Consider the following 9,117-nt stretch of genomic DNA (forward strand, 5'->3'; position numbering starts at 1 on the left):
TTGTTGTACCCAACTACCCGACGCTGTACGGGTAGAGCTTGACGGATACCGGTATAGCACTCACTATGGAGCACATGGAAGAGGGACGGACGAAAGAAACGACGGGGCGTCAGACGCCCTACAGGGTCGGGGAGATCGCCCGGAAGCTGGGGGTCTCGCCCAAGACGATCTACGCCGAGATCGCCGAAGGCGCGCTCGTCGCATTGCTCATCGGCGGCACCTACCGCGTGGAGCACGACGAGTTCGAGGCGTATAAGGCCCTCTGCCGCGCCCGTGCCCTCCGTGTCCCGACTCCGACGGAGGCTGCGTGATGACCGTGCTGACCACCCCCACCCCCAAGTCGGCGGCCGACGTCGCCGCCCACGCCGCGGCGAGCTACGTCCGCACCCCCGCCCCGCTGTCCCCGCAGACCCGCGCCGCGGTCCTCGCAGAGCTGCGCGCCGCGGTCGCCGAGGGCAACTGGGGTCGGGTCCTCGACATCGAGCTGATCGCGGTCGAGGAGGACCAGCGCCACCCCGACCAGCCGCGGTTGATGAACGAGGTTCGCGCGGTCGTCGGCTCGGCGCGAGAGGTGGCGGCCTAATGGGTACGACGATCATCGCCGTGGTCGGCGCCCTGGCCGGCGCGTTCGGCACGACTGCGCTGCAGTACGTGACGACGACCCGCCAGCAGCGCCGCCAGGCCCTCGCGGATGCCGTGAAGGCCCTGCTCGCCGCCATCGTCGGCCACCGTGAGCACCAGTGGCTGAAGATCGCCGCGCGCCGGGATGGCCTGCGGGACGTCGAGGGCGCGCGCGAGAAGCGTTACGCCGCGCGCTCATCTGTCACATCCGCCATGGACGCGGTGTACATGGCCACCCGGGACTCCGCGCTGCTGGCCGCCGCTCAGGAGGCTATCGACGCGGCGTTCGCCCTCGGGGACGCCCCGGAGGACGAGATCGACGCGGCCGGGGAGCGGGCCCGCAAGGCGCACACCGCGCTGAGGCTCGCCGCCGCGAAGGCGGTGGCTTGAGATGCGTACCCGACCGGCTGTCGTCCTCGCCGAACTGCTGACCATCGCCCTGTTCCTCGCCGCCCCGCAGGCGTTCGGGGCCGCGGCCAACGCAGCCCTCGCGACGTTGCACTTCCTCCTGACGACCGAGCCGGGCGCCGTGCTCCTCGGGGTCGCGCTCGCGGCGACGCTGCTGTGGCTGGCCGCCTCGTCGCTGGGCCGGCCGCGCGGGAGGTGCGCGTGATGGCCGGCCCGGACGGCATGCCGCCGCTGGCCGCCGCGCGCGTCACGGCCCGAGAGGTGCTCGACCACTACCGGGTGACCGACGTCAACGACCTCGACGCGCTCGCCGAGGCGTACAGCGCACTGCACACCACCCTCGGGCGCCTTCTGGACGCCCACGACCGAGAGGAAGGACTGTGACCACCCCGCCGACGAACGGCACGCCCGTCGGGTCGTTCGAGGGCTTCCGCCCGCTGCTGCCGCTCCAGGCCGAGCCGGACCCGGCGCAGCAGGCCGCGATCGACCACCACGCCCGGCGCATCAAGGAATTGGAGGCGCAGCTTGACGGGATTCGGAAGCAGCGTGAGGAGCGCCGCCCGCCGAAGCCGGAGCCCGCTACCGCGGTGAAGCCGGACCGCGCGGAGCGGTTCGACACGTGGTCGCTGCGCCTGGCGCTGGCCGCGACGATCGGCCTGACCGCCTCCGGCGAGTACGCGCTCGCGAAGCTCGCGGGCTGGCCCGGGTCGCTGGCGTGGCTGCTGCCGGTCGCGATCGACGTGTACGTCGTGCAGACGTTCCGCCGGCACCGCGACGTTCTGCCCGCCCTGCTGCTGATGATCGCCGCGAACGCGATCTACCACCTCGCGGACCGGACCGAGTTCGGCATGGCCGCGAAGGACCGCCCGGAGTGGTGGCTCATCGTCGGCGTGGCCGCTATCGCGCCGGTCGTGATGTGGCGCATCCACCGCATCGGCCGACCGCGCGAGAGTGCCCCGGCGCCGAGTGCGAGTGCTCCCGTTGAGAGTCCCGCGCCCTCCGTGGATGAGAGTGCGAGTGAGGCACCGCGCGTGGATGAGAGTCCGCGTGAGAGTGCGCCCGCTGAGAGCCCCGGTGCGAGCGGTGAGAGCGCGCCCCCGCCCCCGCCGCGCGAGAGCAAGCCGAAGCCCCGGCGCCGTGCACGCGAGAGCAAGCCGACGGTGTCGGCCATAGGCGACCGTGAGCGCGAGATCGACGACCTCGTCGCTCTCATGCGAAAGCGCGGCGACGCCGACGCGGTGAAGCTCTCAGACGCTCAGGCGATCGTCGCCAGCAACTCCGAAGCGACCGCCGCCCGCCGCCTGAAGGCGGCTCGTGAGACCTACCGCCAATCCGCGTAACCCCAACCTGAAGGAGTCTGATGGCTACCCCGATCCCGCGCCCGTCGGCACCTGCGCCGAACGGCCGCCCGACGCCGAACGGACGTGGCCGCCCGAGCGCCCCCGCGCCGAAGATCAAGAACGGCGGCGGGTTCAACACGTCGCTGAACCCCACGATCAACATCACCAAGATCCAGGGCGGTGCGCCTGCGCCTGCCGTCACTAAGGACGGACAGCAGGGCTCCCCGGGCGGCGACTTCATGTCGAACGAGGACATCCGGGCGTTCTCCGAGTATGTGCGCAAGGCTGCGCGGAAGCGGGCGGTCGAGCGGGCGCTGGACGCGGAGATGCTGGAGGCCCGGCTGCGGAACATCCCGGACGGGTACGGGTCGATGTCCGGTTCGCGGGCCCGCGCCCGTCGTGTGAGCCGGCATCTGAAGCGGATCGCGCAGGCCGAGAAGCTGATCGCAAAGTACGGCTCGGCGCTGTACGCCGCGTTCGAGCGCGAGTACGAGGCCGAGCTGATGAAGATCGGCAAGGCGCGCACGCAGCAGAAGCGGCCGCAGAAGTTCGGCTGGTTCTGATGCCGGACCTGTTGATCGCTGCCGGGGCCGCGCTGCTGTTCGCGGTGTGGCTCCGGCTGGAGTTCTACGTCCTGATCCACGACGGCCTGATGATCGCCGCCGGGCTGTTCTTCGCCTACATCCTCGTCGCCGCGCAGGTTCGCGGCTGACACCCCTCTGACCTGCACCGACACTGGAGCTGACATCGTGGCTGACACCCTCAAGAACGATGCGTGGAAGGGCGTGAAAAGCCCGCACGCCCGCCCGTGGATCGCGCTCGTCGGCCAGGTGCCGGCGACGTTCGCGGCGAACCAGGCGTGGGGCGGCTCGCCCCTCGCCGCCGTCGGCATCACCCTCGCCTCCGGCGCGCTGACCGCGGCCACCTGGTGGGCGGGGAAGGACACCAGCGAGCCGCGGCGCATCCACGCCACCGCCACTACCGCCTGCGCGACCGGCTACTTCACCGCCGCGACCTACTCCGACCCGCTCGGCTCGACGCAGCTCTCGTGGCTGGCGATCGGCGGGGCGGCGCTCGCCGCCTCGTGGAACGTCCGTAAGACGCTGCGGGTCAACCCCGACAAGCAGCAGGGCGAGCAGCAGGCAGGGGAGACCGGCGTGCTGGTCAAGAGCCTCGGGAAGGCGAAGGCCAAACTCAGGGGCGAGCCAACTGTGGAGCCCAACAAGGTCACCGCCGACCTGCAGCTCGACTCGGGTCATGTCACCCCCGACGACCTGACCGGCCGCGTCAAGAACATCGCCTCTGAGCTGCAGGTATCGCCCAACTCGATCCGCTTCGTCACCGACCCGGAGCGCGCCGACCGCCTCACGATGGTCGTCGTGCCCGAGGACATGCTGAAGGAGCCCACCCCCTGGCCGGGGTTCTCCAACCCCGGCGGGTCGATCACCGACCCGATCCACATCGGGGTTTACGAAGACGGACAGGCCGCGGTGCTCTGGTTCCCCGCCGACCCGGGCACCAACAGGAACGCCACCCACCTCCTGGTGCCGGGCATGACCGGCTCCGGAAAGACCGAGGGCCTGTCCGTGGCTCACCTTGAGGTGCTGTCCAAGCGGGACGTGTTCATCTGGGCCGCCGACCCCTCCAAGGGGCAGCAGTCCTTCGGCCCGTTCCTGCCGTGGCTGGACTGGGTGGAGATGTCAGAGGCGGGTGGCGAGGCGATGATCGACGCCCTGCAGCAGGTCATCACCGCCCGCGCCGATGCCCTCGGTCGCGCCGGGTTCAAGAACTGGACCCCGGAGGCGTTCGAGCAGTTGGGCATGAAGTACGGCATCGTGTGGATCGAGGAGGCTGGCCGGTTCTTCCGCAACGGCACGGAGATGGAGGCCCTGGTCATGGAGGCCCGCTCCGCCGGCCTCAGCGTGGAGATCAGCCTGCAGCGCCCTTCGTCCACCTCGATGCCCACTGACGTGCGCGAACAGCTCGGCGCAGTGCTCTGCTTCGGCGTCAAGAAGAGCGAGACCGCCGACATGGCGCTGCCGGAGGACGTGCGTGACGCCGGCGCCCGCCCGGAGGCGTGGGAGAACCGCAAGCCCGGCTACGCCTACCTCGTCGCACCCGGCGTGGACGAGGAGCGCTACCCCATGCCGCTGCGCACCTACCGGACGAAGCCCGAGGTGATGGCCGTCGCGCTGGCCCAGCTTCCGCGCAGCGAGGCCGACGCCGTAACCGCTGTCGCCGCAGGTGAGGCGTATGCCAACCGCACGATCTACCTGCCCGACGACGCGCCGCAGCAGACCGAAGGGGTCACGATGACCAAGGAACAGCACGACGAGCAGCGCGCGGCCGACGAAGAGACGCTGCTGGAGCGGCAAGTCGAGCGGGACATCGCTGCCCGCCTCGGCGACGACGACGGCGACGACGCCGACCTGCAGGGCATCGACCCGGACCGGGAGATCCCGCCGATCCCGGCGGGTCAGGTGTGGCAGTTCGCCGAGCCGTCGCAGGCACGGGAGCGCACTCCCGACGAGGCGATGGCCGAACTGTTGGCGATGCTCGACGAGTTCCGCGCGAACGGGTTGGAGCACGTCGGCCCGAAGGACTTCAAGCCCTACGGGAAGGACTCGCGGATCGGCCGCTCCCGGTCGTGGATCTCGGAGAAGCTGACCGACCTCGCCGACGACTCCATCCACCTGGAGGAGACCGAGGAGGCCGGCGTGTACCGGCTGCTCTACCCGGAGCTGGCATCCGCCTGACCTGCACCAACATGCACCAGCACCGGCTGGCATGTCAGCGGCGAATGTCAGCCGGTCTGGCAGCCCCGCCCACCTAGGTCAACGCGCGCGCGAGAGCGCCTGACACCCCCCTCTGGCACCCCCGCCGGGACCGCCTGGCCTTCCAGTCGTCACAAACCACAACAAACCTCACCATAATGAAAGGAGGCGTTGAGCGTGCTTGCCTCGTTCGATACCGCCTGGTGCTTCGCCCGAACCGAAGACGGTCAGTGCCCCGCGTCGGCCGCCATCGCCGCCCCGATCCCGCTCTGCAGGGCGCACCAGATCGAGGTGGCCCTTCAGGTCGTGCCCGGTGCGCTGGCCGAACTGTGGAGCAGCGCCCGCGCGGCGCAGATACGACCCGAAGGCGTCACCGCCGAAGCCCTGCCGGTCGTCGTCCCGGCGCAACTGCCGCGGGCCCACGCCTCCGTCGTGTACTTCATCCAGAACGGCAATCGAGTCAAGATCGGTCACACCACGCGGCTGCCGAACAGACTCGCCACGCTCACCCTCCGGAAGACGAACGTGCTCCTCCTCCTGCAAGGAGGGAGCGAGCTGGAGTCGGCACTGCACGCCAGGTTCCAGCAGGCGCGCGTGGACCGCACGGAGTGGTTCAGGACTACGCAGGAGCTGCTGACGTTCATCCGCGAGAAGCAGCAGTCCGCCCTCAAGGGCGAGCTGGTGGCCATGGATGTGGACGTGGAGGGGGAGGACAGGCTTCCGCCCGGCGTCGCCCGTCAGCGCCTCCTCGACCACATCCGGGCGCACCGGGACTCCGGGGAGGAGCTGATCGGCCCTCGGCACTTCAAGCCCGTCCTGGGTGCCCTCTCGCGGTCCCGCGCGTGGGTGTCGGGAGAACTCAAGCAGCTCGCCGCCGAGGGAGCCCTCGCGCCGGGCGACGAGCCCGGCGACTACCTGATCGTTTCTCTGCCAGGCGAAGGCGCCGAGGAGGCCGACCGCGGCTGACGGCTGCCCGCGCCGCCGGTCCCGCACCGGCGGCAAGGGGAGTTGTCAGCGCCGGCTGGCACCCACACGAGAGGAGACCACCGTGAGCATCCGTGCCCGCCACGCCGCCGTGCGTGAACTGAAGGCCGCCGAGGAGGCCCTCGCAGGCCTGTACGACGAGACCGATCAGACACCGCGCTGGTACGAGGCGAACCGGCGGGTTGCCGACGCCGAAGAGAACCCGCACCTGCCGGACCGCTACCGCGACCCCCGCGACCGCTGCGGCTGACCGGGCACCTGTCCGGCACGACGGGAGGAGATCGAGATGGGATTCATGGATCGGATCATCGGCACCCCGGAGGCGCGCGCCGCGCACCGCGAGGCCCGCGAGCACCTGGACGAGGTGTCGCGCAGGGACCGCGAGGAGACCGACGAGTTCCTGGACGCGAACAACCGGGTGATCGAGACCGAGAAGGACCTGCCGCGGTGGCGTCGCGGCTAGGGCAGACCGGCCGAACCAACAGAGAGGAGATCGACATGGGAACGAGCGACGGACTGTCCAGCTACTCCGGGGCCGACGAGGAGATGCGGACCGGCCAGGACCGGGACAAAGGCAAGACCGAGCGCCGCGGCTGACGGCTGCCTGTCCTGCCCGGCGCCGCCGGGTGGGGCTGGGAGCCGGAACAGACCCGGACACCGAAAGGAGATCGACATGGGCAAGAAGGAGACCCAGGCTGCCGTGGACGCACTGCGCGTCGCGCACCAGGTCGTGCACGACTACGGCGAGGACTCCCCGGAGGCATGGAGCGCGGCGGAGGCGGCGGTCGACGCCGCCCGGCGCCCGGGAGTCAACCCCGACGACCACAACAACGCCTGAGGAGGACTGATCATGACCGCAACGAAGACCCGCACCATCGACGGACTCATCGCCGAGTACGCCGAGCCGATCGCCGGCGCCGTCGGCATCGAAGTCGACGGCGGCCTCACCCTGCCCGGCTTCACCCGGCTGCTGTCCGACGCCGCGGACACGCTGAGCCCCGCGGACTCCATCCGCGAGTACCTGGAGGACGCCGCCGAAGCGCTCGGCGCGCTGGCCTACGTGGACACGGACAGCGCCCGGCAGGCCGTGCTCCGCAAGGTGGACGGGCTGCTGTACGAGGCCAACAGCGACCTGGAGCTGATCTGATGATCCGCCGACTGATCGCCATGGCCGCGGGCTGGACCTGCGGCATCTGCGGCGACTGGAACGGAAGCCAGGAACTGACGTGCGCCTGCGGCGCAGGGAGGGGTTGACCACCATGACCACCGAGACCGAGCCCGAGACCATCCGCTACACCGCCGACGTGGTGTGCATCCGGAGCGGCGCCGTCCTGCTGATCGAGCGCGGTCACCCGCCGCACAAGGGGGCGTGGGCGCTGCCCGGGGGCCACGTCGACACCGGAGAGACCAGCCGTGCCGCGGCTGCCCGCGAACTGGCCGAGGAGACGGGCGTGAAGGTCGCCCCCGCGCACCTGCACCAGATCGGCGTGTGGGACGCCCCCGGCCGTGACCCCCGCGGCCGGTACGTCGGTGTCGCCTACCTCGCCGTCGTGCCCGCCGGCACCGAGGCGGTCGCCGGGGATGACGCGCGCCGTGCCGAGTGGTGGCCGCTGGACGCGCTGCCGGACCTTGCCTTCGACCACGCCGACATCATCGCCGCCGCCGAAGGCGAGTTCGGCGAGCTTCACAGGAGGGACTGACCGATGTTCGAGACCACCACCACCGCGTGGCCGGAGGGCGTCATCGCCCGCTACCTGACCGTCGGCGGGGCGACCGTCGACCTGACTCACCGGCTCACCGTGCACAAGCACCCGGAGCCGTTCGCGACCCGCGCCTCCTGTTCCGCCTGCCCGGCCTCCAACGAGTTCAGCCACTGGTTCCGCTCCGGCTGGAGCTCCGACAAGGAGGAGCGCGACGAGGAGAAGGCCAACGAGCACGCCCGCGAGTGGGCCCAGTCCCACGCCGAGGTCTGCCGCGCCCTGCCCAAGCCCGAGGGAGTCTGACCGCCATGCGATTTAGCGACGAGGACTGCGCCCGCATCGCCACCGAGTACGACGAACGCGCGGATGACCTGGAAGGGATTGCCGACAATCTCGCTGCCATGGGCTGGTCGTTGGCCGCCGAGTACAAGCGCAGCAGCGCGCAGGCTGCCCGCGAAGTCGCCGACGCAGCCCGCGAGGGTGGCAGCGCTCTGACCCAGATGTGGGGGGACTGACCGATGCCCAAGCCGCTGCCCGAGACGCCGCGCCCCGAGGTGGGGCAGCGGCCCGTACCCGCCGCGATGACCGAGGAGGAAGCCGCGGTCGCCGGGGACGCCATCATCCGACGGGCGCTGAGCGACCAGCCGGTGCCGACCTCGTTCCGCGACGACACCCCCCTGCCCGCTGTTGGCTCGACGCCGCCGGTCGCGCAGCCTGGCCGGCCGCCGATGTCCCAGGCCGCGACCGACGCGTCCGGGCTGATGCTCGCCGCCGGTGTCGGCTCCCTCGGTGTCGGCGGCGCCGTGTCGCTGGTGCTGTTCGCGTCCGGGTACGCCGACCCGGTGGTGGTGGCGCTCCTCGGCGGGGCGCCCGTCGCGCTCGTGGCCGCTCTCTCCCGGCTCGCCAAGCGGGCCCGGCCCGAGCCCGAGCACCACCACCACTACACCGGCCCCGTCGTGCACGAGCACCGCGAGGTCACCAACCACAACCGGTGGTGGGGCAAGTCCACCAGCAGCAGCTAAGGAGGGGGCATGGCCTGGATCCCGCCCGGCTACACGCCGGCCGAGTACGTCGACGCCCTGCTCGTCACCGCGTTCCCCGCCGCCTACGCGTTCGAGGGGGCCACCGACTGCGACGTCACCATGTACCTGAGCGAACCGGACGGCATCGCCCAACTGCAGCGGTTCGTCGCGGACGCACCCGACGCGCGGATCCCCGAGTGGATGCGCGGCCGGCTCCGTGACGCCGCCGCCGGTATCCCTGCGACTTGAGGGCCGACACCGACGCGAG

Annotated in this window: 19 protein-coding genes; all 19 read left to right on the top strand. The window is 71.0% G+C overall.

Annotated features, from left to right (window positions below):
* Nucleotides 1–65 precede the first annotated feature (65 nt).
* The 19 genes from LG396_RS12210 to LG396_RS12300 all read left to right on the top strand — a co-directional run bounded on the left by LG396_RS12210 (nt 66) and on the right by LG396_RS12300 (nt 9,098).
* The gene (locus LG396_RS12210) at nt 66–311 is read left to right on the top strand and encodes a helix-turn-helix domain-containing protein (protein WP_225794753.1); all 246 of its coding nucleotides are present in this window, start codon (nt 66–68) and stop codon (nt 309–311) included.
* Nucleotides 311–583, top strand: a complete 273-nt coding sequence (locus tag LG396_RS12215; protein ID WP_225794754.1) for a hypothetical protein — start codon at nt 311–313, stop codon at nt 581–583. Before LG396_RS12210 ends, LG396_RS12215 begins: the two co-directional genes overlap by 1 nt.
* Complete coding sequence (gene kilB / locus LG396_RS12220) at nt 583–1,011, top strand: plasmid transfer protein KilB (RefSeq protein ID WP_225794755.1); 429 nt, start codon at nt 583–585, stop codon at nt 1,009–1,011. The genes LG396_RS12215 and kilB overlap by 1 nt, the downstream gene beginning before the upstream one ends.
* Nucleotide 1,012: 1 nt before the next feature.
* A complete protein-coding gene (locus LG396_RS12225) occupies nt 1,013–1,234 on the top strand; it encodes a hypothetical protein (protein ID WP_225794756.1) in 222 nt (73 codons plus the stop codon).
* Nucleotides 1,234–1,413, top strand: coding sequence for a hypothetical protein (locus tag LG396_RS12230; protein ID WP_225794757.1), 180 nt, complete (start codon nt 1,234–1,236; stop codon nt 1,411–1,413). The genes LG396_RS12225 and LG396_RS12230 overlap by 1 nt, the downstream gene beginning before the upstream one ends.
* The gene (locus LG396_RS12235) at nt 1,410–2,369 is read left to right on the top strand and encodes a hypothetical protein (RefSeq protein WP_225794758.1); all 960 of its coding nucleotides are present in this window, start codon (nt 1,410–1,412) and stop codon (nt 2,367–2,369) included. Before LG396_RS12230 ends, LG396_RS12235 begins: the two co-directional genes overlap by 4 nt.
* 20 nt (nt 2,370–2,389) lie before the next feature.
* Complete coding sequence (traA, locus tag LG396_RS12240; RefSeq protein ID WP_225794759.1) at nt 2,390–2,932, top strand: plasmid transfer protein TraA; 543 nt, start codon at nt 2,390–2,392, stop codon at nt 2,930–2,932.
* Complete coding sequence (locus tag LG396_RS12245) at nt 2,932–3,081, top strand: hypothetical protein (RefSeq protein WP_225794760.1); 150 nt, start codon at nt 2,932–2,934, stop codon at nt 3,079–3,081. Before traA ends, LG396_RS12245 begins: the two co-directional genes overlap by 1 nt.
* A gap of 37 nt (nt 3,082–3,118) precedes the next feature.
* A complete protein-coding gene (traB, locus tag LG396_RS12250; protein WP_225794761.1) occupies nt 3,119–5,125 on the top strand; it encodes a plasmid transfer protein TraB in 2,007 nt (668 codons plus the stop codon).
* A gap of 195 nt (nt 5,126–5,320) precedes the next feature.
* Nucleotides 5,321–6,109 (top strand): GIY-YIG nuclease family protein, encoded by a 789-nt coding sequence (locus tag LG396_RS12255; protein WP_225794855.1) that lies wholly within the window; start codon nt 5,321–5,323, stop codon nt 6,107–6,109.
* Between the two features lie 82 nt (nt 6,110–6,191).
* The gene (locus LG396_RS12260; protein ID WP_225794762.1) at nt 6,192–6,377 is read left to right on the top strand and encodes a hypothetical protein; all 186 of its coding nucleotides are present in this window, start codon (nt 6,192–6,194) and stop codon (nt 6,375–6,377) included.
* Nucleotides 6,378–6,413: 36 nt separating this feature from the next.
* On the top strand, nt 6,414–6,590 hold the full coding sequence (locus LG396_RS12265) for a hypothetical protein (RefSeq protein WP_225794763.1): 177 nt from the start codon (nt 6,414–6,416) through the stop codon (nt 6,588–6,590).
* Nucleotides 6,591–6,800: 210 nt separating this feature from the next.
* Nucleotides 6,801–6,965, top strand: coding sequence for a hypothetical protein (locus tag LG396_RS12270; RefSeq protein ID WP_225794764.1), 165 nt, complete (start codon nt 6,801–6,803; stop codon nt 6,963–6,965).
* Nucleotides 6,966–6,977: 12 nt separating this feature from the next.
* Nucleotides 6,978–7,274, top strand: coding sequence for a hypothetical protein (locus LG396_RS12275; protein ID WP_225794765.1), 297 nt, complete (start codon nt 6,978–6,980; stop codon nt 7,272–7,274).
* Nucleotides 7,275–7,386: 112 nt separating this feature from the next.
* Entirely contained in the window at nt 7,387–7,827 is a 441-nt protein-coding gene (locus LG396_RS12280; protein ID WP_225794766.1) for an NUDIX domain-containing protein, read from the top strand.
* Between the two features lie 3 nt (nt 7,828–7,830).
* Complete coding sequence (locus LG396_RS12285) at nt 7,831–8,130, top strand: hypothetical protein (RefSeq protein ID WP_225794767.1); 300 nt, start codon at nt 7,831–7,833, stop codon at nt 8,128–8,130.
* Nucleotides 8,131–8,135: 5 nt separating this feature from the next.
* Nucleotides 8,136–8,342 carry a hypothetical protein gene (locus LG396_RS12290; protein ID WP_225794768.1) on the top strand — a complete coding sequence of 69 codons (207 nt, stop codon included), beginning with the start codon at nt 8,136–8,138 and terminating at the stop codon, nt 8,340–8,342.
* A gap of 3 nt (nt 8,343–8,345) precedes the next feature.
* On the top strand, nt 8,346–8,849 hold the full coding sequence (locus LG396_RS12295; protein ID WP_225794769.1) for a hypothetical protein: 504 nt from the start codon (nt 8,346–8,348) through the stop codon (nt 8,847–8,849).
* Between the two features lie 9 nt (nt 8,850–8,858).
* The gene (locus LG396_RS12300) at nt 8,859–9,098 is read left to right on the top strand and encodes a hypothetical protein (RefSeq protein ID WP_225794770.1); all 240 of its coding nucleotides are present in this window, start codon (nt 8,859–8,861) and stop codon (nt 9,096–9,098) included.
* Nucleotides 9,099–9,117: the final 19 nt, after the last annotated feature.

It is taken from the genome of Streptomyces aculeolatus (assembly GCF_020400605.1).
Lineage (GTDB): Bacteria > Actinomycetota > Actinomycetes > Streptomycetales > Streptomycetaceae > Streptomyces > Streptomyces aculeolatus.

Bases quoted from the DNA above. Each gene is read 5' to 3' on its own strand.
- LG396_RS12210 (WP_225794753.1), top strand. From the start codon at position 66: ATGGAGCACATGGAAGAGGGACGGACGAAAGAAACGACGGGGCGTCAG.
- LG396_RS12215 (WP_225794754.1), top strand. From the start codon at position 311: ATGACCGTGCTGACCACCCCCACCCCCAAGTCGGCGGCCGACGTCGCC.
- kilB (WP_225794755.1), top strand. From the start codon at position 583: ATGGGTACGACGATCATCGCCGTGGTCGGCGCCCTGGCCGGCGCGTTC.
- LG396_RS12225 (WP_225794756.1), top strand. From the start codon at position 1,013: ATGCGTACCCGACCGGCTGTCGTCCTCGCCGAACTGCTGACCATCGCC.
- LG396_RS12230 (WP_225794757.1), top strand. From the start codon at position 1,234: ATGGCCGGCCCGGACGGCATGCCGCCGCTGGCCGCCGCGCGCGTCACG.
- traA (WP_225794759.1), top strand. From the start codon at position 2,390: ATGGCTACCCCGATCCCGCGCCCGTCGGCACCTGCGCCGAACGGCCGC.
- LG396_RS12245 (WP_225794760.1), top strand. From the start codon at position 2,932: ATGCCGGACCTGTTGATCGCTGCCGGGGCCGCGCTGCTGTTCGCGGTG.
- LG396_RS12265 (WP_225794763.1), top strand. From the start codon at position 6,414: ATGGGATTCATGGATCGGATCATCGGCACCCCGGAGGCGCGCGCCGCG.
- LG396_RS12270 (WP_225794764.1), top strand. From the start codon at position 6,801: ATGGGCAAGAAGGAGACCCAGGCTGCCGTGGACGCACTGCGCGTCGCG.
- LG396_RS12275 (WP_225794765.1), top strand. From the start codon at position 6,978: ATGACCGCAACGAAGACCCGCACCATCGACGGACTCATCGCCGAGTAC.
- LG396_RS12280 (WP_225794766.1), top strand. From the start codon at position 7,387: ATGACCACCGAGACCGAGCCCGAGACCATCCGCTACACCGCCGACGTG.
- LG396_RS12285 (WP_225794767.1), top strand. From the start codon at position 7,831: ATGTTCGAGACCACCACCACCGCGTGGCCGGAGGGCGTCATCGCCCGC.
- LG396_RS12290 (WP_225794768.1), top strand. From the start codon at position 8,136: ATGCGATTTAGCGACGAGGACTGCGCCCGCATCGCCACCGAGTACGAC.
- LG396_RS12295 (WP_225794769.1), top strand. From the start codon at position 8,346: ATGCCCAAGCCGCTGCCCGAGACGCCGCGCCCCGAGGTGGGGCAGCGG.
- LG396_RS12300 (WP_225794770.1), top strand. From the start codon at position 8,859: ATGGCCTGGATCCCGCCCGGCTACACGCCGGCCGAGTACGTCGACGCC.